Raw genomic sequence first — 23,315 nt, 5'->3', positions numbered from 1 at the left:
CTCTATTCCTATATCAGAAATGTCCATATTCCCTAGAGGTTGCCTGATTTATAGCTTTTGAGATCCGCTGTAGACAGATCAGAAATTCCTCTTATGAATTCATTCATTTCAATGGGTTCCTGCCCTATTTTCAAAGCGGATCTTACAAAGTTAGCCGCTGTCAACACATCTTCCAAATTGTATTTTTTTATATTGTTCGCATGCAAATAAGCGATAAAAAATTCAGTCTTTAGATTACCAGTTCCCTTACCCATTCCTGCCAGTGAAGCATCAATAAAATGAACCCCTGTGTTTACTGCTGCAAGAGCATTGGCTTGTGCCAAACCAAGGTTATCATGAGCATGAAATCCAAAAGAAATTTTATATCGACTAGTGTATTTTTTATATAGAGTATTTATCTTATCGGGAAATAAACTACCATTGGAATCAGCAAAATAGATCATATCAGGTTTATGTTTGCTTACTTCTTCAATCAAATTATCCAGTTCATTCTCTGTGTAATATGAAATATGGATGATATTCACTGAGGTTTCCAAATTCAAATTCTTAACCAGTTTAATCAGGGGGATGGCGTATGCGAATTCATCTTTTGCTATGCATATTCTTATTAATCGCACACCACAATCCTTTAGTTCCAAAAGATCCTGTTCGTTTACATTGTGAGGATGAACCATCACTGCGATTTTTGCTTTTTTTATTAGAGATTGACAATAAAGGAGATAATCTTTAGGGCACATCCCGGCTCTCCCTATATTTTCAATAGGGTGAAGAGAACCATTGCGGTAGCCAATTTCAATGTATTCAATACCCGAATTATCAAGAGGAACTAGTATTTGTTTTAAATCATCATCCTTGAAATGAAAATTAGTTCTGTGTCCACCGTCTCTTAATGAGGCATCTAAAATCGATACAGGATTCATTTAATACCTCTTATTAATAATTTCACCTCATTATTATTAAGTATAAACTTTAATAGACCACTTGCAAAATGAGCATGAACAATGTGCTGTTCTATTAAGTAGATCAACCTTAAATTTATTTCTTTCTGATTTTAGAAATAAATTTCTAACCGAGCAATCTCCGTGTGATGACTAACAGATAACAATTGCTCAATAGCATGAGACTGAGGTGTGAGAAATTACCATATAGCTAAAAGAATTAACCCCATAATGAGAATAAGAATAGAACTACGGACATAAAAAGCGGTAGGTTGGTTGCTGTAAATAGAATAAAAATAAGCCCAGGGGTGGCGGCTTATAAAACTGCGCATAATTTTTTTTGTTACTTTTTGAGGAGCCCCTTTCATTGGGAACTCATGAATTCGAATACTGGGCTTATGATTCACTTCCAGTATGACGCCATTTGATTGTTCTATAGGAATATTGATGATATCCGAACATTCCACATCTATCCCAACCAATTGCAAATCAAGTACTTTAGCTGCCTGAAGCAATAATTTACGATTTTGTCTGCACATCTTCTTGCTTAAGGTGACGTAGGAGCCACCTCTTGTTGCGTTGCTTGTATAGCATAAAACAATTTGTTCTCCAAAGGAGGGGATATAATTTTCTGTTATCCCAAGCTCTTGAAGTTTAATTCGTGCTTCCTCATCTAAAGTAATTTCACCTAGGGCTTCATTGATTCTTTTTCTGTTTATATTTTCCAGTTTAATTAACTCATGTATGGGGTGTACCCTATCGCCAGTTACAGTGGCTGGATAACGTTGTACTACGCCAAGGATACGCTGATTAAAAACCAATACGCGGTAAGAGTTTAGTTTTCCGTGGAATTCTTCTATTATTAAGCACTGATAAGAGGAAAAATATTTTGTTAAATAATTTTCCAGTTCTTCCCATGTTTTTATATTACATAAAACACCGATTCCCAGCGAACCATCTATTGGTTTAATGACCAAGGGAAAGTTTAATTGTGCAATTTTATCTTTATGTAAATTCTGCTGGAATTCACGAACGTTTAAAGAAATCGCTTTAGGAACAGGAATACCGGCTTTTTCCAATAGTTTAGAGGTGCAATATTTATCAATAGCAATATTGGCACTGCAGCTGTTATTAAAAGGAGTTTCATTTTTGCAAAAATGGTAGTTATTCTTACCCAATTTAAGTATAAAACCATCAAATTCCTCGACGGGTATTACTGGCAAGAACAATTCTTTCGCGCTTTCAAAATATTGCTGTGCATTCCTCTCTATGGTAACGTCTCCCTGGAATAATCAAATGCAATAGTAGAAGACTATAGTATCATAACTGTAAAAATCGCTATACATCTCTGCTTTAGAACGTTTACTTTATCCCCGGTTTTATTTACATATCAGCTGGATGAGAAAGAATGGTTAACGATACTAAATCACCAGAAAATAGCTTGTAGTTCATGGGCAACATATTGAATCTTTATTCTGAAAAATAGGACATTTTAATGAAGCCATCTGTTTACCTGACTAATCAATTTCTCAAGCCAATCACTCCTATGCTGATTCCTGACTGGAACATTATCCATGGTTGGAAAATGGCTGCAGGAATGGAATACTCCCAGGTTGAGGCTTTAGCCACAACGGTATGGGATCAGATTGACCATTCGTTTTTAATACAATTTCCTAACTTAAAAATTATTAGTCACCTGGGAATAGGAACGGACAATATCGATATTCATTTTTTAAAGCAAAATCATATCATTCTCCATTCACAACCTAATGCGGGTGTTCATGATACAGCAGAACTTGCAATTGCTTTATTGTTAACACTGACTCGAAAAATAATTCTAAATGATCGTTATACTCGAAATAATGATTGGGTTGAGCAAAAGCCCCGTTTCCTTGGCAATCATTTATTGGGGAAACAATTGGGATTGGTTGGATTTGGCCAAATTGGTGTAAAAATAGCACAATTTGCAGAGCCTTTCGGGCTAAAAATTGCTTATACAGCTCGAAGTCAAAAAAATAGTCCTTACTTGTATTGCCCAACTGCAGCAGGTTTAGCATCTATTAGTGATTTTTTAATCATTTGTTGTTCCGGTGGTGTTGAAACACAACATATAATTAACAAGCAGGTTTTAGATAATTTAGGGCCAGAAGGATACTTGATTAATGTTGCTCGAGGCAGCATTGTGGATCAAAATGCGCTTATCGATGCTTTGCAACGCAGGGCAATAGCTGGTGCTGGTTTGGATGTATACCAGTATGAGCCAGAGGTTCCTTTGGCTTTAAGGCAGCTTGATAATGTCGTCTTATCACCGCATATGGGCAGCTCAACTAAAGAAAATTTAAACCAGATGTTTCAATTGCAGGCAAAACACTTAAACCAATACTTAAATGAGTTTTTAAGGAAAAAAGAATCCAATCACACTCTTTTTGAAGAACAATAATTATTTTTTCATTCAATATAAGGATATATTATGCCCAGCACTTACATTTTAAATACTAATGATAAGGCAAGAGAGCGCCTTTCACTGCAACATCAATTGTATGCCAAAAACAGCCTGGATTTGCTTGCTGAGATTGGGCTTCCAAGGAAAATGACTGCTCTGGAGATAGGGTGTGGCTCCGGTGATATGACGCTCGAATTAGCCAAATTAATTGGCCCGGAGGGCACTTTACTTACGATGGATTTGAGTCCGGATCAATTAGATTATACCCAACAACGAACCAGAGCCTACAGCAATATACGGTTCAAGTTATGGGATGTTAATCATCTTGCAGATCTTGGGGAAAAGTTTGACTTGATATATTGCCGAATGGTTTTGCATCATGTAGCTGATGCCCGTTCTGTTATTCTTCAAATGAAAAATTGTCTTAATTCTGGTGGTTTCATTGTATGTGAAGAACCTTCTCTATTTGATTCTACATTTTGTTCACCTTCCTCGTTAGCCTATGACCAGTTTACTCAGTGGGCTAAATCATGTTTTAGCAAAAGCAATCGGGATTTTCAGGTTGCCCACCGATTAGAGCAAGAGTTTTCATCCTGTGGTTTTGAAATAAAGCATTGTTCCTTATTTCAACCCTTACTCAGAACTCACAAGGAAAAGCTAATCTATTCCATGGCGCTTGATGATTTGACCCCTCGGCTTTTAGAGCTTGGTATAGCTAAAAGAGAGGAAATTGAACAATTACATGATGAGCTTGAGGACTTGGCGAAAACAAATTCTACGATGTGCTGGATTAGAATGCATAGAATAATAGCCAAACGTAATGAATAAATAATAAAAAACAGGGGGCGGGCTGTATGACATCTAGCCAACCCCTGTTTTTGATACAATTTCCAATTCTTTTATCCTTGCCTCAATGGACGCGTGAAAGGGTTGAGGTAAGCTTTTAATATAAGCAATCACCGTGTCATGATCACTTTGACCAATATGGATTATTTTTCCTCTTTTCATAACTGAAAAAACGCCATTCCCGCTGGCCAAAAAATCTGAAGTGGCTATGGTATACATTTTTTCTCTAACCAATGGTTTGTTTTGATGCCTAATCTCAATTATTTTATGTCCCAAAGGTTGATGTGAGTCATAGCTATAAGTAAACCCGGAAATTTGTAGCATATTGATATAAGACCCCATCCATTGTTGCTCTAACAAGTCATAAATATCATTTCCAGTTAAGGTAATTGTGACTATCCTGTTGGAAAAGGGCAAAATAGAATAGACATTTCCCCAGTTCACTTCTCCTGCTTTTAAATCATCACGAAGTCCGCTGGGATTAGTGATGCCCAGATCGGTATTCATGACGGTTCTATAAGCATCTGCGACCAGATTTCCTAAGCTCGACTCCCCATCTTCATTTTGTTTCCTTAGCAGATCATATTCTGCAGTGCCTACATGGCTACTTATTATTGACCCAATTTTATCTTCTGCCAATTTAACAATTTCCAAGGCTTGAGTATCCGGATTTGTTCCAGGCCATCGATTAGCATAAGTTGTAATAATTTTGGCTGATTTGTTTTTTATTGTATGGTTTTTGGCATCGATTTCGAGTGTGACTTCAGCAAAAGCTGCACTGTAACTATTCGCTTGTGTAACCAGGATCTTGTGTCCATTGCGATTAGGAAGGAACGCATTGAGAAACTGATGGGTGTGTCCTCCCATAACAACATCGATTTCATCACCAAGGGAATGGACGATTTCTTTAATATGACCTTCAACTGTTGAGGCAGTTTGGGTATCTCCCTCATAAGGAGTTTGATTTCCACCCTCATGAATCAGAACAATGATAATATTGACTCCTTGCGCTTTAATTTCCGGGATGTAATGATTAATGCTTTCTGCTTCATCTAAAAATTTAATCCCCTCTGCATTGGAAGGAAACATGGAGTCTGCCGCATCTTTTAAAACAGCGCCAATAAACGCTACGGGAATATTTTGTATCAGTTTAATTGTGTAGGGTGGGAAGAGAGGTTGTTCTGACTTGGCGTCAACGATATTCGCAGAAACATAGGGATAAGAGGAGCCTGGATAATTGGGTAATGAGATCCATGAATCGGTTGGTGGATTATTGGTACCATAAATTAAATCGAACATGGCCTTTTGTCCTTTATCAAACTCATGGTTACCTACAGTGGCAACGATATTGCAAAGCGGATTCATTCTTGATTCGGGCTTGCATTGACTATTTCCCAAGCTATTGATGAATAAAATAGTGGGTTCATCATTCAACAGTCCTGAAGAAGGAGGGGATGCCCCAACCAAATCACCCATGATGGTGATGATTGCCCGATCTTCCATTCCCAATTGAGCTTCTTTAAGATAGGCAGCCAGAACAGCTGCCCCGCCAACAGGCTCATTTTTTACGGTTCTTCCACTACTGATTTGACCATGAAAATCGTTGATACCTAAAATTTTTATGTTGAGGGTTGGCGAATTAGCGCTTTGTTGATTGGCGGAGGCCCAGCTCAGAGAAGAGCCTAAAAGGCTGATTAACAAAATAAATAAATTAAAATAATGGTATAGGTTTTTCCTATGAAACATCATGAATCGAATCCTTGATCTTGATTATTTTGCTATGAGGTATATCAACGATTTTTCTATTACAAGCACAAGAAGATTAATTTTGATTATTGTTGATATTCTTTGGCTCCGGCAATGATTAATTTGTAAACTCGTTCACTGATAATCCCTTGTTCAAACTTCATTTTTGCGTCCCAAGTCATTAATTGCCCTTTTTGCCTCACTAATTTACGAGTGGCTGAAGTCACTTCGTTGGGGTCGCCCTCCAACAGAATATCCCTCACTTCTTCATCGAATACCAAATATTCCCTGAGAGCTACTCGTCGCTCATCAACGGTAGGAACCAGTTTTTGCCAAATGCAAAGCCTAATCGTTTCAAGAATATCGATGGTTCTGCCCAAACGCTCTTCCCCGCTAAAAGATGTGACCAGACGTCGCATCGTTTCTGCAACACCGGAAGTATGCAGGGTTGTGTAGACAGGGTGACCAGTTAAAGCTGCTTCAAGGGCGGCACTGATGGTTTCTGCATCACGACACTCACCCACCATAATTAATCTCGGTTTTCGTCTTAATGCGTTTCTTACTCCATCAGCAAAGTTGGGTAAGTGTCTCGGAATCTCTGATTGGCTTACTACAGCGGAAATTGTTTCAATTTCATCATAGACGAATTCTATCGGGGATTCGTAAGTTAATACTTTACGGTTTGAGTCTGACGTTTCAATAAGTTCTCGTATAATGGAAGCCAACAATGTCGATTTACCCGAACCAGTAGCGCCTGTAATAAACACGATTCCTTCTTGAGGCGCAATCGCTTCAATAATATTATCAGGAAGGTTCATGGTACTGAGTTTGGGTGGTGTGGTTGGAATAGTTCTTAATGTGATCTGAATGGCATCATGACCTTCAACCAGGCAGGCAGTAGCGTTAACCCTATATCGATAGCGAACACCACGATTAGGACGAAACTCATAATGAGTGTCTATATCCTTACCGGAAAGTAATTGTGTCGTGGCATTCGGACCATAAATGGAATTAATAAGATCGCCTAACTCTGTATTGGAAAGACGTCGATTTGTAATTTTAAGGAGTCTTCCATAAACCTCTGCAAAAATGGGTTCTCCAGTTTGGATTGTAATATCTGAAGCATTCAGGCTTTCTGCATGCTCCAGCATTCTGTCCATGAATACAGGAGTAAAGCGAGTTGGCTCATCGGGCATTAAATTAATATTATCCATAGACATTAACTTACTGGTGCTATAATAGGTTGCCAGGATTTGTTCGTTATAACAATTTTAGCCTGATTTGCCAGTTTTTCCATATTTTTGAAGCGCTCAAGAGCATTTTCATCCTTGGCTACCGCTGCTCTCCATTCCGCACTATTGACATTAAGTTCAGGTAAAGCCGTGATGCGCAAGACTCTGTCATCAATATGAATTTCTGAACCATCCCCAGTTACGCCCAAGTCAGTATGAGAAACATAAGGAGGTGATACCATGTTCATAGCCAGTAGTTTTCTATAAAGAATCATACCGCCGAAATCTTCTTTAATGCGGGCAATGTTTTCTTCCAAAATGGTATTTGCCTGATCTATACCATTTTTCCATCCTCTTTCAGTATAGATACACCATATTTCTTTTTCAGCTTTGGTTTTTGGAAGCAAAGTCACATTGGGTGCTTCCGGTTTCACATAATCCATCCACAAATATTGTCGCCAGGTAGGTGGGGTAGTAATAAAATGAGCTTGTTTTGCGACTTTATAGGTGCGATCTGAAATACGGATACTTTGAGCATCGGCAAGGTTCAAAGTATTCCTTCCCTCAAGCAATACAGGGGGTAAAATATTATGCTCTAAAACCAGGGAATTAAAATCATAAATTGCATCAAGATTTCTTGCTTGTTTGTTTAACTGCTCATCAATTATTTTGGCTCTCCAGGCTAATCCTGCCTGGGCGCCAACACTTAGAGCCGTTTCCTTGAGGGCCATTTCGCGAATTTTACCCATTTTCTGTTTCTTTTGGGCTCGAGTGTATTTTGAATCAGCCATGGCTTGAAGCCCTGCCAATGAGCCGGTATCCCCATAATGATTACGAGAAGAACAGGCTACCAGGAGAGCTGATAGCAAAATGGATAAACTAAGAATAAATTTTCGCATAGCGCAATTCTACAACCTGACTGTTAGGATACACATGAATACTGGCTTTTTTTCCAGCTTGATAATCAATATCTCTAAGGATCTCCGCCAGACTCTCATCTTTGGTGCTGATGCTGATTAAAACTGGAACTGACGGGGATTGTCCTAAAACACGAAATCTGAAATGTGCTGCTTTTGCTATACGTGCAGTCAACTCTTCAACAGGACCAGACCAATCGACACTGGCTCTTGCTTGCAAGTTATAAGCATTCGGTATAGTTAAAGTATTGTCTTTGCTTGGTGGAGTAATTACTTTTTCAACTTTTGCCATTTCAAGCATTGAATCACTGACCGAAACGGCAGCTTCCGCTAACTTAATAGTCGCATCATCACTTGGATTATTGATAGGTGGTTTTTTAAATTTCATTGTCCCAGCGCAACTGGCAAGAAGAGCTGAAAAAATAAACATTATGACAATCTTATTGTTGTTCATTCAATGTTCTTTACCATTTGGAAATATTAGTTTGATTGAAACAGGAGGAAGGCTTGTTGTCAAGACATTGTTGGCTAGAGTTTTTCAAATAATCCATAAATGACTTGACCGGCTTGTTTTAATTTCAGTTGTTTCCAAAGTTCTGTTTTTACTTCAACAGGGGTTGATGATTCAACATAGACAAGCCCTCCTTTAACAAGAAGGTTATTTGCTATGATACTATCAAGACATTGAGGAACATAGTTGAGAGTATAGGGGGGGTCTAAAAAAATCAGATCGAATTGCTCTGTGCTTTGTTTAAGATAATTTAACGTATCTGTTTTTATAAGGTGTAAGTTGGGGCTATCAAATTGACGAATGGTATTTTGCAAACTGGCATGAGCCTTGGGAGACTGCTCGATAAAAACAACTTGAGATGCCCCTCTGGAGTAGGCTTCGAATCCCAATGCCCCACTACCCGCAAAAGCATCCAGACAACGGGCATTTCTAATATCATTCATTAACCAATTAAAGAGTGTTTCCCGAACTCTGTCTGGAGTTGGTCTTAGACCATTTACATCGGGGAAATGAATTTTTTTTCCCCGATACAATCCTCCAATAATCCGTATTACCTGTTTCAAGACTGTCCAACCGTTACAAGGAGTAATTTTTCAGGATTCACCTGTTGTTTGAATGCTTGCTTGATTTCAGCATCAGTTACTGCGTTAATTTTAGCGACATAGGTGTCCAGATAATTATCAGGTAAATGGTAAAATGCCATTCTTAACAAGAGGTTTGCAATGTTGGTATTGCTCCCCAGCGAGAGAGGAAAGCTACCTGTCAGGTATTGTTTTGCTGAAGTTAACTCTTCGCGGTTAGGCCCATTTTGGATAAATTTTATCAGTGTGTCCTGGGTAATGTTCAGCGCGTTTCTGGCTTCGGAGTTTTTTGTTGATAAACTAATGATAAAAGGTCCTTCGCCTAACATAGGGACAAACTGACTATCGATCCCGTAAGTTAAACCTCTCTTTTCTCTTACTTCAGTACCCAGCCTCGAAACTAATGTTCCTCCGCCTAAAATATAATTCCCAACCATTAAGGGAAAGTAATTTTGATTATGATGATCTATCCCTATTTGTCCCAAGCGAACTATCGTTTGTGAAGAAGGGAATGGGACATTAACTTTTTCTGCATCAGCCAGTTGTGTGGCTTTAGGGACCGTCGGTGCTGGCTCTCCTTCAGATAAGTCCTGGGTTAGTTGTTCTGCCAACTGATGGGCTCGAGAACTGTCAATAGCGCCAACCATGACTAATATACCGTTTTTAGCAACATAGTATTTTTTATAAAAATCAATGACTTGATTTTGATTAATAGCATTCAGTGACGCAATTGTCCCATGAACAGGATGAGCATAAGGATGTTCTTGATATAAGGTTTTAAAAAAGTTTTGGATGGCTACATCATCTGGAGATTCTTCTGTTTGCTCAACAGCCATGAGAAGTTGATCTTTTTCTCTTGCGAAGGCTTCTTTAGGAAAATCAGGATGACTGATAATTTGGCTAAAGGTTTTTGTAGATTGTTCCAAAGCTTCTTTGCTGGTAAGGGTTCTCAGGCTAAGGACAACCATATCCCTGCTCGTTTCCGCATTGAATTGTGCCCCGGTGTCCGCTAAAGCTTCCGCAATAGTCGTTGCGTCTTTACCGGAATTACCCTGATTAATCAAATTGGTCGTTAATGCGCTTAAACCAAAATACTTGCCGTCATAGGCAGAGCCGGCAGCAAATGCCAAACTGATATCAAGCATAGGCACTTCCATAGCTTGATAAAATATAACGCGCACCCCATTTTTAGTCTGCCATTTCTCGGTTTTGAATGAATTGGCGAATAGGTTGTGAGAAAAAATTACAATAAACGAAAGGATAAAAGTTCTTAAAACACTCATGGTCTTACCTCTTCTTGCCTGATTGGCTTTAATTCCGCAACAGTCATATTATTTTCCTGAAAATAGCGTTGCGCGACTTGCTGAATTTGCTCTGGGGTTATTCCATTGATGGCTTTGGTGTATGTTTCTGTATTTTTCCATCCCAGACCTATTGTTTCTAACAATCCCAGCTCCATGGCCTGGCCAAAAATAGAATCTTTTTCAAAAGTTTTTTGTGCTATGATTTGATTTTTAACTCTTTGCAATTCTTGGTTGCTAACAGGCGCTTTCTTTAAGGAATCTAATTCCGCAATTAATGCCTTTTCCAGATCTTTTATTTGATGATCTTGGCTAGGCGCTCCATAGACAATAAATTGACTTTGGTACCTTGAATAGAGGTTATAATAGGCTTCTGCGCCAGTGGCTACTTGCTTGCCTCGCACCAGGTGTTTAGCAAATCGCGCACTTTCCCCCGCATCGAGTATCCCGGCAATAATTTCCAAGGCATATGGCTCCCAGTTATTTTTAGCAGTTTTTACTCCAGGTACAGTATAGCCAATTAACAGTAATGGCAATTTCGCTGGCGCATTAATGTAGACCATTTTTTTACCGAGTGCTGAGGGTTCTTGTTGGGGTTTACGGGCTGCTATAGGGCGTTTGGCTATTGAACCGAAATATCGCTGAGCCAAGGCATGTACTTTCTCTGGGTTCACATCACCTACTACTACCAAGGTGGCGTTATTTGGTGCATAATAATTTTCGTACCATTTTTTTAAATCCTCTACTTTCATTTGCTTCAAGTCATTCATCCACCCTATAACCGGGTGATTGTATGGTGCTGTGAGGTGCGCTGTGGCCAGAAAACGCTCGAAAGCGAGTGCCTGCGGGTTATTGTCCGTTCGTAAACGCCTTTCCTCTTGAATGACTTTAATTTCTTTAGCGAATTCCTCACTATTAAGCAGTAAATTATTCATGCGATCGGCTTCCAACTCAAAGCTTGTAGCCAGATGGGCAGCATCTAGTTTTTCATAATAGGCGGTATAATCGTTGTTCGTAAACGCATTTTCCTGCCCTCCCAATGCGGCAATTGTTTTAGAAAATACCCCTACTGGATATTTTGAGGTTCCTTTAAACATCATGTGTTCTATGGCATGAGAAACACCAGTAATGCCTACAGGTTCATCAGCTGAGCCCACGTTATACCAAATCATGGATACTACTACTGGAGCTCGATGATCTTCTTTCACCAGAACTTTTAAGCCATTGTTTAACGTATATTCCTGGACTTGGCTAAAAGCCTGAAATGAGAGTAGCATCATAAGAGAAATGAGTAATTTGTGCACAATGTCACCTCAAAGCTAAAAAGATGATAGAATTTCATATTTTTAAGGAATTGTACACTAAAATGATTAAATGGTTTAAACGAAATCAAAATTCCGAGTCAAGTTTGGACACTGAAGAACAACAGGCTCATGCCGAAAACAGCGTGGAATCCGGGCTTGAAGAGCCTCGGGAGGCGATTGTCAAAGAGCCTTCTCCAAAAGAAAGTATTTTTGCTCGTTTTAAGAAAGGTCTTAGCAAAACGCGCCATCAATTGGGGGAAGGCATAAGTCGGCTGCTATTAGGTAAAAAAGAAATCAGCCAGGAGTTACTCGAAGAACTCGAGACCTTATTGATTAGTGCTGATTTGGGCTTGGATACCACGCAAGAAGTATTGAAGCAATTAAATGAAGGCCTGGCAAGAAAGCAACTATCTAATGGTGAAGCAGTTTATCAGACTCTAAAGGCAAATTTGCAAAAGATTTTGAGTCAAGAAGAGAAACCGCTTTCCATAGAAACAGAAGATGGTTCTCCTTTTGTCATTTTAATGGTTGGTGTCAATGGCGCCGGTAAAACAACCACGATTGGTAAATTAGCCAAACAATTCCAAAAACAGGGAAAGAAAGTGATGTTAGCTGCTGGTGATACGTTTCGTGCTGCTGCCGTGGAACAATTGCATGTGTGGGGCGAAAGAAATAGCATACCGGTTATTGCCCAGCATACCGGGGCTGACAGTGCCTCAGTAATTTTTGATGCCCTTCAGGCTGCCAAAGCGAGAAAAATAGATGTTTTAATCGCTGATACAGCCGGGCGTTTGCATACACAAAGCAATTTAATGGAAGAGTTGAAAAAAGTGAAAAGAGTGATGCAGAAACTCGATCCCAAAGCACCTCATGAAACCATGTTGGTATTGGATGCGAGTATCGGGCAGAATGCCTTGGCCCAGGCAAAACAGTTTCATGAAGCAGTACAATTAACTGGAATTACTATGACCAAGCTTGATGGAACAGCCAAAGGCGGGATATTATTTGCTATAGCGAATGATTTGGGGATACCATTTCGTTATTTAGGGGTGGGGGAGGGCATTGAAGATTTGAGGCCCTTTGACGCAGCGCAATTTGTTAGTGCAATATTCGATGATGATCACATTTGACCAGGTTAGTAAACGTTATCCGGGCGGCTTTGAGGCATTAAGCCAAGTTAATTTTTCTTTGCAAAAGGGAGAAATGGCCTTTCTTACAGGCCATTCAGGCGCTGGCAAAAGCACCTTGCTCAAGTTGATTGCTCTTCTTGAATGGCCGACATCGGGTCAATTAACAGTCAATGGTTTGAAATTAAATCATCTTAAAAAGCGAGATGTTGCCGCCCATCGCAGCCAGTTAGGCATTACTTTTCAATCACCTCAGCTGCTGAATGACCGAACTGTGTTTGATAATGTTGCCCTGCCTTTGCAAATTCAAGGAGTTGCTTATCCCATGATTGCCAAAAGGGTACATGCCGCTTTGGATATGGTTGGATTGTTGAGTAAGGAGAAAATGTTACCAGTGCACCTGTCTGTTGGTGAACAGCAACGAGTCGGTATTGCTCGTGCTGTAGTTCATAAACCTGCATTATTATTGGCAGATGAACCTACCGGTAACCTGGACCCAAAACTTTCTTCTGAGATAATGAAAATTTTTGAGCAATTTAATCAGGTTGGGGTTAGCATATTAATTGCAACACATGATTTGGCTTTAATAGCGGGAATGAAACACCGCATCGTCATGCTGAAAGGAGGAAGGCTGTGTTAAAACGATCACAATCTCTTCTTGCCTATCATTTGCAAGCCGCAACGAATAGTTTGAATCTTTTCTGTCGTAAACCTTTGGCAACTATGATGACAGTCATTGTTATTGCTATCGCCTTGGCGTTACCAACGCTTTTTTGGGTATTCACTGACAATTTAAGTGAACTGACCAATCGTTGGCAGCGCGGAGGACATATTTCTCTTTTTTTGAAACCTTCATTGCCAGAAGCGGAGCAAACATTGTTACTTGAAAAAGTACGTGCTACGGAAGGAGTGGGCCAGGCAAATATTAAATCCGCAGCAGATGGATTATCTGAGTTAACTGAACAAGAAGGCATGCAGGATATTATGCGGTATCTTCCTGAAAATCCTTTGCCTGCAGTGATTGAAGTAGTTCCTGCATTAGTTATAGATTCTCCTGCAAAATTAGATTTATTATCTCGAAAACTTCAGGCTTTTCCGCAAGTAGCGCTGGCGAAACTGGATATGGAATGGATTAATCGATTGCATGCTATCTTAGGCTTTTCTGGCAAGGCAGCGAATGCTTTAATGGCGTTATTAGCTTTGGCAGTAGTCTTTATTATTGGCAATACCTTGCGTTTGGATATTCATAATAGACAAGAAGAAATTAAAATTTTAAAACTGATTGGCGCAACAGATCCCTATATTATTCGTCCTTTTTTATATTCTGGTGTTTGGTATGGGGTAGCTGGCGCTCTTTTAGCCATTTTTCTGGTTAATATTTTTATTCTAACCTTAGGTGTTGCAGTGAATCAGTTGGCTAATGTTTATCAAATGCACTATCCTTTAGCTTGTTTATCATTACGGCAAATCTTGCTACTTGTGTTATTTGCTATTATACTCGGGTGGCTTGGAGCCTTATTGTCTGTTAAACGACAGTTAGCTTCTATAGAGCCCTACAAATAATGTATAATAGTATTGATAAAGCACTTGTTTTGGTCAGTATTTGGACAGCTTGGGATGTGCTTATAAAACCGTACAAACCCCTTTATTAAGAGATTTAACGATTTATAGAACATGCCAAGGATTGCTGAAATAATGACTAAAACTGAAACATTACGAAGTGGGTGCTAAGTTATGAAGTTTTACTTAATTTGCAGTTTTTGAAAATTTATAACTTAGCGTTCATTTTGGTGAATCCTATCAGCTAATAGGATGTAAATTTTAATACTATTTTAGTGTTAATGACCGGAGGAAGTAGTATGAGTCAACAGTTGCAACTTGCTGCAATGAATCTACCTGTTGGTAGTCTTGATTCTTATATCCATCGAGTAAATCAAATTCCAATGCTGACTTTGGAAGAGGAAATTGCATACGCCGAGCGGTTTCATTCTGAAGGAGATATAGAAGCCGCTCGACAATTAGTTCTTGCCCATTTGCGCTATGTAGTTCGTGTAGCCCGTGGTTATCTGGGGTATGGATTGCCTTTAAGTGATTTAATTCAGGAAGGTAACGTCGGCTTGATGAAAGCAGTGAAACGTTTTGACCCCAAAATGGGAGTACGTCTTGTTTCTTTTGCTGTTCATTGGATTAAAGCGGAAATTCATGAGTTTGTACTGCGTAATTGGCGAATCGTTAAAGTTGCTACAACCAAGGCTCAACGTAAATTATTTTTTAATTTGCGCCAAATGAAAAATCGATTGGGTTGGTTCAGCAATGAAGAAGTCGATGCTGTCGCCAAAGATTTGGGAGTAAGTCGAGAAGACGTGTTGATCATGGAACAACGTTTAAACGTTATGGATTCTTCTTATGATGCGCCAGACGTTGATGATAATGATGATGCTTACAAAGCGCCTGAACGTTATTTGTTTAATGTGAACGATGATCCCGCTGTCTTGTTAGAGAATGAAGATACTGGTGATCAGGGACGCGAAAAATTACTGTTTGCTATGGAACAACTTGATGAACGCAGTCAGGATATTTTACAACAACGCTGGCTTGCTGAAGAAAAACTCACGTTACATGATTTGGCGGAAAAATATGGTGTCTCTGCTGAGCGGGTTAGACAGCTTGAAAAAAATGCCATGAAGAAAATTCGTCAATACATGGAAGGTTAATTATAAAATTTTGAAGCAAATTCCTCTGTCTTTCCCTCGGAGGCGGCAATCCATCTAAAAATCAACCTATATGCTAACTTTATGGATAGATTCCCGCCTCCGCGGGAAAGACAACTCAAATAAATAGGCTTACACGCAGAAAAATGTTCATACCCCATGAAGAGTTACATCTGCTGTTGTAATGGATACATCTGGATTTGGTAAAACCGTAATCCATGTGTATCAAATTACCCTGCCCTGTTAACGATTTAAAAAATCCAAAGCAATTTGTTCAACACGCTCATCCATTAATACACTCACATGATCAGCTTCTGGTAAAAGAGACAGGCTGGCATTTTTGTAATTTTTGCAAAAATTTATCGATTCTTTGGGGTTAATAGTGGCATCCAATTCTCCATGGATACATAGAAAATAGGTATCAGGGGCTTGGGAAATAAAATGGCTTAACCGAATCCTTTCAGGATCGATTGATGCTTGTTGGCGGATTAATTGGCGAAGTTGTAAATAAGCATGCCCGCTTAATTTAAAACGTCTGGCAATTTTATTTACAGGAGTTCGCATTTGTGTGGGCGATGCAATTAAAATGGCTCTTTCTGGCTTGTAATTTAATTGCCATTCTGGAAGTTGGCCGGCCAGATTCAAAGTATTTAAGATCATAGAACCACCAAAAGAATGGCCAATCACTCCATAAAAAGGTCCAAATTGATTAATCGTTTCTTTGATAATAGCAATGGCATCAGTCCAGGGAAGCTGAATTCCTTTGGCTTCACCATGAGCAGGAAAATCGATAGCGTAGACTTCATATCCTTCTTTATGAAGAAGCCTGATTAAGCGTACCATATAGGCAGCACGAGACATCCAGCCATGTGTAATCAATATTTTTTTGTTATTTGATTTGTTTGCAGGGGTAAATCGATGTAAAACATGATGGCGAGGATATTCTCTGTGTATGATTTCATCCCTTCTTCCTTCTATGAATTCACAGGCCATTTTGGCAAATTCCCTGTATTTTTTATCGATAGGAAGATGAATAGGGGTAATAAACATTTGGTAGCAAAATTGAGCATGTAACAAATCCCTTATGTGTATTAGCGAATCAGTCATCATGGCAATATTCCTTACACAGTTTATTTTTATTTTAGACCAAATCCATAATTTGAGTTAATTAGTGGGCACGTTGATATTTGCTGACTCATGTATTGTCTGAAAGTGCTAGAGTATCATGCTAATCCAATTCCTGGTCATTATATTAGGTGGCTCTATTACTTTATTTAGCCAGAAAAAACAAAGACGAAGAACAGCATTACTCTAATCTGATGTAATTACTGGACTTTTACAGAGATTGCCCTAGACTATTTTTAAATAATTTAGGAGATATTCTATGTATTCATCGAATTATATTTATCAGCATGGTGATCTGGATTTGCATGGATTTTTAGCGCATGAAGAGGGAATCAAGCAATCTCGGCCCGCAGTAATAGTCGCGCACGATTGGGGCGGAAGAGGCGAGTTTGCCTGCCTTAAAGCAAAACAACTTGCTGAGATGGGTTATATAGGTTTTGCTTTGGATATGTATGGGCAAGGACAAATTGGTTCTAACAATGATGAAAAAATGGCATTAATGCAACCCTTTTATCGTGATCGTTCTTTGCTTAGGAGAAGATTACATGCCGCCTTTGAAGCCATTAAATCGATATCAGTGGTCGATAGCAATCGCATAGCCATTATCGGGTTTTGTTTTGGCGGGTTGTGCGCACTTGATTTAGCCAGGAGTGGTGTGGATATCCGAGGGGCAATAAGTTTTCATGGGTTGCTTAATAAACCTGAAAATCTCACGTCAGAAAGAATTAAGGCAAAAATTCTGGTGCTGCATGGTTATGATGATCCTATGGTGAAACCAGAACAAGTACATGATTTTTGTCAGGAAATGACAGAAGCTAATGTCGATTGGCAAATGCATATGTATGGACAGGTACAACATGCGTTCACTAATCCTCAAGCACATGATGAAAATTTAGGACTCATGTACGATGAGGTTGCCGCGCGTCGTTCATGGCAAGCAATGAAGCTCTTTTTACAAGAGATTTTTAATGTTTAAAAAAATTCTGGTGGCCAATCGTGGTGAGATAGCACTGCGAATTGTACGCGCTTGCAAGGAGATGGGGATAGCAGCAGTCACTATTCATAGTGAGGTGGATAGATTTGCCTTGCATGTAAAGAGAGCTTCTCATTCTCACTGCCTGAGTAAAAAACCTCTGGAAGCTTATCTTAACGGACGACGCATTATTGAGTGTGCCAAGGTGGCAGGTTGTGAAGCCATTCATCCCGGGTATGGTTTTTTATCTGAAAATGCCGAATTTGCCGAGGATTGCAATAAGGCGGGGATCATTTTTATCGGCCCCTCTGCTCCAGTCATAGCCACAATGGGCTCCAAGATTGCAGCAAGAGAAGCGATGATAAAAGCAGGGGTTCCCACCATACCAGGAAGCAAAGGGAATTTGGAAACTGTAGAGGACGCTTTATGCTGTGCAGAAACTCTGGGGTATCCTGTAATGCTCAAAGCAACTTTTGGAGGGGGTGGTAGAGGAATAAGGTTATGCCATAATGCCAGTCAGATAAAACAACAATTTGCTCGTGTGCAATCTGAAGCGGAAAAATCATTTGGAGACTCGCATGTTTACATGGAAAAATACATTGCGAATCCACGTCATATCGAAGTACAAATTTTAGCGGATCATTATGGAACAGTACTTCATTTATTTGAACGGGATTGTTCAATACAAAGACGGCATCAGAAACTGGTTGAAATAGCGCCTTCTCCCCAGCTGGATGAGGCTACGCGTAAAGTACTTTTGGAATATGCAGTCAAGGCAGCCAAGGAGGTAGGGTACACCAATGCCGGTACCGTTGAATTTATTTTGGATAAAGAGAATCAACCCTACTTCATGGAGATGAACACTCGTTTACAAGTTGAACATCCAATTACAGAGCAGATTACCGGCATTGATTTAGTCCAGGAGCAAATTCGAATTGCAGCCGGTGAGCGTCTTTCCCTCTCTCAAGATCAAATTAAATACAATGGTTTTGCCATCGAATTTCGTATTAATGCAGAAGACCCTCAAAACGATTTTTTACCTAGTTTTGGAAGGATTACCCGATATTACGCGCCCGGAGGACCTGGTGTCAGGACAGATAGCGCAATCTATACTGGTTACCAAATTCCGCCTGATTATGATTCCTTGTGTGCCAAACTGACCGTATGGGCGCTTGATTGGCCCTCTGTTCTTAGACGGGCGTACCGAGCTCTTGAGGAAATGCGCATATTTGGAGTAAAAACTACCATTCCTTATTATCTGGAAATGATAAAATCGGATGAGTTTCAGAAGGGGGTATTCAATACCGGTTTAGTAGAGGCACATCCTGAATGGTTAAGGTATTCGAATAAAGCCTTGCCTCAACACAAGGCAGCCGTTATTGCAGCAGCAATCGCTTTGCATAAAACCTAAAGCGAGCTTGTCTTTCTAGACATCAATATGTGATAAAATAATTTCCAAGCGTTCTTTTACCGAGATTGCTGGCAGCTCTATGACAGGATAGTTAAGACCGGCATAGGCATCATAAATGCAATCGCTAATTTTCTTCGCAGTCAGATCATCTTCATCCCTTATGCTATCAGGGGTAACAGGCAATGGATGACAGAAAAAAATTTTTTTATAGCGTAAATATTGGCAAGCTCTAACCACATGAGCCTCATCTAAATGATGAAAACGAAAATAGCCGATACTGTCCGGGGTGCCTCGGTCAAAAAATATTAAGTCGTCCTTAGGCAGATTTCTTTCTCGTCTTAACATGATATTAAGAATTTTTCTTTGTAACCAAAGGATGTCATGCTTTACTTCCTGCAAAGTTTTTTTCTCATGAGACAGAAGTTGGTTGATATAAAATCTGGCTATTTCTGGCGCAGTTTTATATCCCAACTCTGCCAAATGATTAATTAAAGTGGTTTTCCCTGAAGAGGGTCCACCTGTAATCACATACCAATTGGTTTGAATCATATCAAATAATTATCAATGAGGCGGATATCGCCAATTTTTACTGCCGCAAATCGTCTACCTTGGAATTCTTCAATATATTCTACAGTTATTCCAAGAGCCTCCAATTCTTTGGTTATCATGGCAGAGGATTTGTTTTGATGAAAAATTTTTGCGAATTTATCTGCGATTTCCCTTTGGTTTAGCGTAAGCCTGTTATTGCGTGAGCTGCAGGCTAAGCCACTTTTTTCTCTTACTGTTGGGCAAGATTTGATTTCAATATTCATGAACAATGCTCTTACCATTCCTTGAATTAATAACAGTTGTTGGTAGTCTTTTTCACCAAAATAGGCGCGGTTTGGCTTGACCAAATTAAAGAGTTTCATGACAATGGTCAAGACTCCGTTAAAATGGCCCGGTCTGTGTTTCCCCTCCATCAATTGCCCCAGCTGACTTTCTTGGACTTGATAAGTATAGCCATCGGCGTAGATCTCGTCTTCATTGGGAAGTATGCAAAAATCAACCCCATTCTGTGTCATTAATTCAAGATCAGCATCGAGTGTGCGTGGATAATGAGTGTAATCATCGGGGTTGTTAAATTGAGTCGGGTTAACAAACAAACTGGAGGCAGTATAGTGATTTTCTTTACTACTGGCTAAAAACAGTGAAGCATGCCCGGCATGCAAGTTACCCATAGTTGGAGCAAACCCCAGGGATAAATCAGGGGACAGGGTGTTTCTAAAGCGAATCCACTCATTTAAATTGTGAAAAATTTGCATGGATGATTTTCCTAAAAAGAATGTTCATTAGCGGGAAAATGCCTTTGTTGTACTTGCTGGACATAAGTGTTTAAGGCTTCAATAAAATGGTCTTTGGCTCTAAAATATTTCTTTACAAATTTAGGATTAAATGAAGTCTGTAAACCCAGCATGTCATGCCAGACCAGGACTTGCCCATCAGTTCCTGGGCCTGCACCGATTCCTATAGTAGGAATAGTCAACGAGTCAGTGATTGTTTTTGCCAAGCCCTGTGGAACACACTCAATGACAAGTGCGAAGCAACCAGCTTGTTCCAGAGCGGAAGCTTGCCTTAATAGAGTTTCTGCTTGTTCGTTATTTTTCCCCTGAACTTTATAACCGCCTAATTGATGAATGGATTGAGGAGTTAAACCGATATGGCCCATAACAGGAATTCCAGCATTAACTAAATGGGAAATAGTTTGGCAGGTGTCTTTATCAGCTCCTTCGATTTTTATTGCTTGAGCTCCAGCCTGTAATAGCCTTTTTACATTTTCTACTGTATGTCCTTGAGATGATTTATGCGCTAGAAAAGGTAAATCAGTAATCAAAAATTGTTTACCTAAACCCCGAGCGACTGCTTGGGTATGTAATTCCATCATTTCAATAGTGGCCATGATGGTTGTAGGATGACCGTGTATTGCCATGGCCACTGAATCACCCACTAGAACACAATCGATATTTGATTCTGCTATTATGCATGCTGAAGGGTAATCATAACAGGTCAGCATGGAAATCTTACTTTGTTCTTGTTTTTTTAGCTTAAAATCATGTACTTTCATGCTGCTCTCCCTGAATAGGGAAATTGGCCTGGAATGGATAAGAATGATGCTAATACAGGTACCTGTCTCATGGATCAAGTCCTCCTCAGAAGGTCAATAAAAGTCGCTGCCAACAAAATAAACCAGATATACGAAAGGTCTATTGGGGGTCAACGCATCCATTGCTATAATATCCTAAGTCTTTTGGTTAAATCTATATTGATCAGAGTTATTACCTTTAAATTGGCAGGGTTGTTATGTTATTTACCGACAAATTAAATACCCCAGGAGAGCATGGATTAATGCTTGAGGGATTAGTTGGCTCACTGGAAGCGGTACTGACTGTTCCTGAAAATGCGGATACTCGTTATGTCGCTTTTCTTGGTCATCCACATTCATTACAAGGTGGGACAATGAATAACAAAGTAGTTACTACGATGGCCAGAGCCTTTAAAGAATTACGTATTCCTTCAGTACGGTTTAATTTCAGAGGTGTAGGGCAATCGGGAGGCCATTATGATAACGGTATTGGGGAGAGTGAGGATATGTGCCATCTTGTCCGGCAATGGCACTCCGAACAACCGCAAGCCAAAAATATTTTTTCGGGTTTTTCCTTTGGATCTTACGTGGCTTATAGAACGGCGTCTCGTTGTGAGCATGCTCTTTTAATCACGATTGCTCCACCTGTGCATCATTATCATTACAAAGAATTTGAACCCGCTCCTCATCCCTGGCTTATTATACAGGGCAAAGAAGATGAGGTGGTTCCATTTGAATTGGTGAGTGAATTCGCCAGGCAAGCATCGCCAGTATTGCCGGTCATTGAGTTTGATGAAACAGGTCATTTTTTTCATGGTAAGTTATTAATATTAAAAGAAAAATTGATAGGTATTGTTCGTGATCAGGTTTGCCTGTCATGAATTTGATTGCGCAGTATGAAGCCGCCATTCAAAGGGGTGAAATAGACAGAGATCCGCAGCAGAGAGAAATCCTGGAGCACATGCAAAGGCTTGCTGAGGATTTGCAGAAGAATGTCTCTTGGTTTCCCTGGAGAAAGAAGCACCCCACTAAAGGGCTTTATATCTATGGTCCTGTAGGAGTTGGCAAAACTTATTTGGTGGATTTGTTTTATCAGCATATTGATGAAGAAAAAAAGGCCAGATTTCATTTTCATCATTTTATGCAGCAAATTGACGCTCAATTAAGACGATTACAAGGTAAAAAAAATCCGTTGCTGTATATCGCCAAAGAAATGGCCAAATCGATTCGCTTACTGTGTTTTGATGAATTTTTAGTTCATGATGTGGCTTATGCAATGATTTTGGCTGAATTATTACAGGCACTGCATCGATACGGCGTTGTTTTGGTTATTTCTTCGAACACTCACCCGGATGAGTTGTATTTAAATGGGGTGCATAGAGAACGATTTATCCCAGCTATCGAGATTATTAAAAAGAATTGTGAGGTTCTGAATCTTAATCAAAAACGAGATTATCGTTTAGGGCGACAACCCTTATTAGAAGCTTATTTCTATCCTTTAAACGAGCGAACACAAGAAGCGATGGAAAAACAGTTTGCTGCAATAAGCCGGGAAGAAGACAGGAAGGGTTTTATAACAGTACAAAATCGGGATATTCCTTATGTTAAATACGGCGCGCGGTCCATTTGGTTTGCTTTTGATGTGATTTGTAATTTTCCACGTAGCCAATTGGATTATTTAGAAATCGCTGACCGATTTGATATTGTGTTCCTAAGTGATGTTTATAAGCTTACCGAGAGCCACACGGCACAAGCGATTATGTTTATTCATTTTATAGATGTTATGTATGACAGGGGAATTAAGCTCATTATCTCAGCAGATGTTCCTGCAGAAGAGTTGTACGTCAAAGGTGAAATGAAGGAAACCTTTAAAAGAACGTTGAGCCGCCTAATTGAGATGCAATCGGTCGATTATTTGAGTCGTCATCCTCGACGTTTGGTAAAGGAAATGCTGTAATGTGGTATAAAATTTCTTAATTGAGAATGATTCTCGATATCGTTTGTGTTAAAATTAATTAAATGAATTA

General features: G+C 39.5%; 23 protein-coding genes. 10 read left to right on the top strand and 13 right to left on the bottom strand.

The genetic code is table 11. The features are described 5' to 3' along the window. Positions 1-32: 32 nt before the first annotated feature. Positions 33-920, bottom strand: coding sequence for an aldolase catalytic domain-containing protein (locus tag EL201_RS13915; protein WP_027222827.1), 888 nt, complete (start codon positions 918-920; stop codon positions 33-35). Positions 921-1,138: 218 nt separating this feature from the next. Next, the gene (locus EL201_RS13910) at positions 1,139-2,161 is read right to left on the bottom strand and encodes a sugar-transfer associated ATP-grasp domain-containing protein (protein ID WP_027222826.1); all 1,023 of its coding nucleotides are present in this window, start codon (positions 2,159-2,161) and stop codon (positions 1,139-1,141) included. 272 nt (positions 2,162-2,433) lie between these two features. On the opposite strand from EL201_RS13910, the gene EL201_RS13905 reads away from it, so the two are divergent. Both EL201_RS13905 and EL201_RS13900 read left to right on the top strand, forming a co-directional pair. Further along, positions 2,434-3,378 (top strand): NAD(P)-dependent oxidoreductase, encoded by a 945-nt coding sequence (locus EL201_RS13905; RefSeq protein WP_027222825.1) that lies wholly within the window; start codon positions 2,434-2,436, stop codon positions 3,376-3,378. A gap of 30 nt (positions 3,379-3,408) precedes the next feature. Next, positions 3,409-4,209 (top strand): class I SAM-dependent methyltransferase, encoded by an 801-nt coding sequence (locus EL201_RS13900; RefSeq protein WP_027222824.1) that lies wholly within the window; start codon positions 3,409-3,411, stop codon positions 4,207-4,209. 33 nt (positions 4,210-4,242) lie between these two features. On the opposite strand, the gene EL201_RS13895 is transcribed toward EL201_RS13900, so the two are convergent. The 7 genes from EL201_RS13895 to EL201_RS13865 form a co-directional block, all read right to left on the bottom strand. Beyond that, the gene (locus EL201_RS13895; RefSeq protein WP_027222823.1) at positions 4,243-5,976 is read right to left on the bottom strand and encodes a bifunctional metallophosphatase/5'-nucleotidase; all 1,734 of its coding nucleotides are present in this window, start codon (positions 5,974-5,976) and stop codon (positions 4,243-4,245) included. Positions 5,977-6,059: 83 nt separating this feature from the next. Further along, positions 6,060-7,193 carry a Dot/Icm type IV secretion system ATPase DotB gene (dotB, locus tag EL201_RS13890; protein ID WP_011216546.1) on the bottom strand — a complete coding sequence of 378 codons (1,134 nt, stop codon included), beginning with the start codon at positions 7,191-7,193 and terminating at the stop codon, positions 6,060-6,062. Next, complete coding sequence (dotC, locus tag EL201_RS13885; RefSeq protein WP_010948375.1) at positions 7,193-8,104, bottom strand: type IVB secretion system protein DotC; 912 nt, start codon at positions 8,102-8,104, stop codon at positions 7,193-7,195. Before dotC ends, dotB begins: the two co-directional genes overlap by 1 nt. Then, entirely contained in the window at positions 8,085-8,576 is a 492-nt protein-coding gene (gene dotD / locus EL201_RS13880; RefSeq protein WP_027222822.1) for a type IVB secretion system lipoprotein DotD, read from the bottom strand. The genes dotC and dotD overlap by 20 nt, the downstream gene beginning before the upstream one ends. 74 nt (positions 8,577-8,650) lie before the next feature. Next, positions 8,651-9,196: a 16S rRNA (guanine(966)-N(2))-methyltransferase RsmD gene (gene rsmD / locus EL201_RS13875; RefSeq protein WP_027222821.1), complete on the bottom strand. Its 546-nt coding sequence runs from the start codon at positions 9,194-9,196 to the stop codon at positions 8,651-8,653. After that, entirely contained in the window at positions 9,193-10,497 is a 1,305-nt protein-coding gene (locus EL201_RS13870; RefSeq protein ID WP_027222820.1) for a M16 family metallopeptidase, read from the bottom strand. Before EL201_RS13870 ends, rsmD begins: the two co-directional genes overlap by 4 nt. Further along, complete coding sequence (locus tag EL201_RS13865; RefSeq protein WP_027222819.1) at positions 10,494-11,819, bottom strand: M16 family metallopeptidase; 1,326 nt, start codon at positions 11,817-11,819, stop codon at positions 10,494-10,496. The genes EL201_RS13870 and EL201_RS13865 overlap by 4 nt, the downstream gene beginning before the upstream one ends. Before the next feature lie 62 nt (positions 11,820-11,881). Here EL201_RS13865 and ftsY point away from each other — a divergent pair, with 62 nt between their 5' ends. The 4 genes from ftsY (at position 11,882) to rpoH (ending at position 15,660) form a co-directional block, all read left to right on the top strand. After that, positions 11,882-12,949, top strand: a complete 1,068-nt coding sequence (ftsY, locus tag EL201_RS13860) for a signal recognition particle-docking protein FtsY (RefSeq protein ID WP_027222818.1) — start codon at positions 11,882-11,884, stop codon at positions 12,947-12,949. Next, positions 12,936-13,586 carry a cell division ATP-binding protein FtsE gene (ftsE, locus tag EL201_RS13855; RefSeq protein ID WP_027222817.1) on the top strand — a complete coding sequence of 217 codons (651 nt, stop codon included), beginning with the start codon at positions 12,936-12,938 and terminating at the stop codon, positions 13,584-13,586. Before ftsY ends, ftsE begins: the two co-directional genes overlap by 14 nt. Beyond that, the gene (ftsX, locus tag EL201_RS13850) at positions 13,580-14,509 is read left to right on the top strand and encodes a permease-like cell division protein FtsX (protein WP_027222816.1); all 930 of its coding nucleotides are present in this window, start codon (positions 13,580-13,582) and stop codon (positions 14,507-14,509) included. The genes ftsE and ftsX overlap by 7 nt, the downstream gene beginning before the upstream one ends. Positions 14,510-14,805: 296 nt before the next feature. After that, positions 14,806-15,660 (top strand): RNA polymerase sigma factor RpoH, encoded by an 855-nt coding sequence (gene rpoH / locus EL201_RS13845; RefSeq protein WP_027222815.1) that lies wholly within the window; start codon positions 14,806-14,808, stop codon positions 15,658-15,660. A gap of 240 nt (positions 15,661-15,900) precedes the next feature. Here the strand turns inward: rpoH and EL201_RS13840 are convergent, their stop codons facing one another. Continuing rightward, a complete protein-coding gene (locus EL201_RS13840) occupies positions 15,901-16,767 on the bottom strand; it encodes an alpha/beta hydrolase (protein WP_027222814.1) in 867 nt (288 codons plus the stop codon). Between the two features lie 274 nt (positions 16,768-17,041). Between EL201_RS13840 and EL201_RS13835 the strand changes: the two genes are divergently transcribed. Beyond that, positions 17,042-17,758, top strand: coding sequence for a dienelactone hydrolase family protein (locus EL201_RS13835; protein WP_027222813.1), 717 nt, complete (start codon positions 17,042-17,044; stop codon positions 17,756-17,758). Further along, positions 17,751-19,166 carry an acetyl-CoA carboxylase biotin carboxylase subunit gene (locus EL201_RS13830; protein ID WP_027222812.1) on the top strand — a complete coding sequence of 472 codons (1,416 nt, stop codon included), beginning with the start codon at positions 17,751-17,753 and terminating at the stop codon, positions 19,164-19,166. The genes EL201_RS13835 and EL201_RS13830 overlap by 8 nt, the downstream gene beginning before the upstream one ends. Before the next feature lie 15 nt (positions 19,167-19,181). Here the strand turns inward: EL201_RS13830 and EL201_RS13825 are convergent, their stop codons facing one another. From EL201_RS13825 to panB, 3 genes are read right to left on the bottom strand one after another with little or no spacing between them, the layout of a single operon-like run. Then, the gene (locus EL201_RS13825) at positions 19,182-19,715 is read right to left on the bottom strand and encodes an AAA family ATPase (protein WP_027222811.1); all 534 of its coding nucleotides are present in this window, start codon (positions 19,713-19,715) and stop codon (positions 19,182-19,184) included. Further along, positions 19,712-20,470 carry a pantoate--beta-alanine ligase gene (gene panC / locus EL201_RS13820; protein WP_027222810.1) on the bottom strand — a complete coding sequence of 253 codons (759 nt, stop codon included), beginning with the start codon at positions 20,468-20,470 and terminating at the stop codon, positions 19,712-19,714. The genes EL201_RS13825 and panC overlap by 4 nt, the downstream gene beginning before the upstream one ends. A gap of 11 nt (positions 20,471-20,481) precedes the next feature. Beyond that, complete coding sequence (panB, locus tag EL201_RS13815; protein ID WP_027222809.1) at positions 20,482-21,270, bottom strand: 3-methyl-2-oxobutanoate hydroxymethyltransferase; 789 nt, start codon at positions 21,268-21,270, stop codon at positions 20,482-20,484. 236 nt (positions 21,271-21,506) lie between these two features. On the opposite strand from panB, the gene EL201_RS13810 reads away from it, so the two are divergent. Then, on the top strand, positions 21,507-22,169 hold the full coding sequence (locus tag EL201_RS13810; RefSeq protein WP_027222808.1) for an alpha/beta hydrolase: 663 nt from the start codon (positions 21,507-21,509) through the stop codon (positions 22,167-22,169). After that, on the top strand, positions 22,166-23,245 hold the full coding sequence (zapE, locus tag EL201_RS13805; protein WP_027222807.1) for a cell division protein ZapE: 1,080 nt from the start codon (positions 22,166-22,168) through the stop codon (positions 23,243-23,245). The genes EL201_RS13810 and zapE overlap by 4 nt, the downstream gene beginning before the upstream one ends. Positions 23,246-23,315 lie beyond the last annotated feature (70 nt).

Origin of the sequence: Legionella pneumophila subsp. pascullei (assembly GCF_900637585.1) — a bacterium.
GTDB classification, from domain to species: Bacteria; Pseudomonadota; Gammaproteobacteria; order Legionellales; family Legionellaceae; genus Legionella; species Legionella pascullei.
Note: the sequence above shows the minus strand (reverse complement) of the source record. Positions and strands in the feature narration are given on the sequence as shown.

Coding starts and splice junctions, on each gene's coding strand:
- EL201_RS13830 (WP_027222812.1), top strand. CDS start 17,751: ATGTTTAAAAAAATTCTGGTGGCCAATCGTGGTGAGATAGCACTGCGA.
- EL201_RS13810 (WP_027222808.1), top strand. CDS start 21,507: ATGTTATTTACCGACAAATTAAATACCCCAGGAGAGCATGGATTAATG.
- panC (WP_027222810.1), bottom strand. CDS start 20,470: ATGCAAATTTTTCACAATTTAAATGAGTGGATTCGCTTTAGAAACACC.
- EL201_RS13835 (WP_027222813.1), top strand. CDS start 17,042: ATGTATTCATCGAATTATATTTATCAGCATGGTGATCTGGATTTGCAT.
- EL201_RS13915 (WP_027222827.1), bottom strand. CDS start 920: ATGAATCCTGTATCGATTTTAGATGCCTCATTAAGAGACGGTGGACAC.
- zapE (WP_027222807.1), top strand. CDS start 22,166: ATGAATTTGATTGCGCAGTATGAAGCCGCCATTCAAAGGGGTGAAATA.
- dotB (WP_011216546.1), bottom strand. CDS start 7,193: ATGTCTATGGATAATATTAATTTAATGCCCGATGAGCCAACTCGCTTT.
- EL201_RS13895 (WP_027222823.1), bottom strand. CDS start 5,976: ATGATGTTTCATAGGAAAAACCTATACCATTATTTTAATTTATTTATT.
- EL201_RS13900 (WP_027222824.1), top strand. CDS start 3,409: ATGCCCAGCACTTACATTTTAAATACTAATGATAAGGCAAGAGAGCGC.
- EL201_RS13870 (WP_027222820.1), bottom strand. CDS start 10,497: ATGAGTGTTTTAAGAACTTTTATCCTTTCGTTTATTGTAATTTTTTCT.
- EL201_RS13905 (WP_027222825.1), top strand. CDS start 2,434: ATGAAGCCATCTGTTTACCTGACTAATCAATTTCTCAAGCCAATCACT.
- EL201_RS13825 (WP_027222811.1), bottom strand. CDS start 19,715: ATGATTCAAACCAATTGGTATGTGATTACAGGTGGACCCTCTTCAGGG.
- EL201_RS13840 (WP_027222814.1), bottom strand. CDS start 16,767: ATGATGACTGATTCGCTAATACACATAAGGGATTTGTTACATGCTCAA.
- dotC (WP_010948375.1), bottom strand. CDS start 8,104: ATGCGAAAATTTATTCTTAGTTTATCCATTTTGCTATCAGCTCTCCTG.
- dotD (WP_027222822.1), bottom strand. CDS start 8,576: ATGAACAACAATAAGATTGTCATAATGTTTATTTTTTCAGCTCTTCTT.
- ftsE (WP_027222817.1), top strand. CDS start 12,936: ATGATCACATTTGACCAGGTTAGTAAACGTTATCCGGGCGGCTTTGAG.
- rpoH (WP_027222815.1), top strand. CDS start 14,806: ATGAGTCAACAGTTGCAACTTGCTGCAATGAATCTACCTGTTGGTAGT.
- ftsY (WP_027222818.1), top strand. CDS start 11,882: ATGATTAAATGGTTTAAACGAAATCAAAATTCCGAGTCAAGTTTGGAC.
- panB (WP_027222809.1), bottom strand. CDS start 21,270: ATGAAAGTACATGATTTTAAGCTAAAAAAACAAGAACAAAGTAAGATT.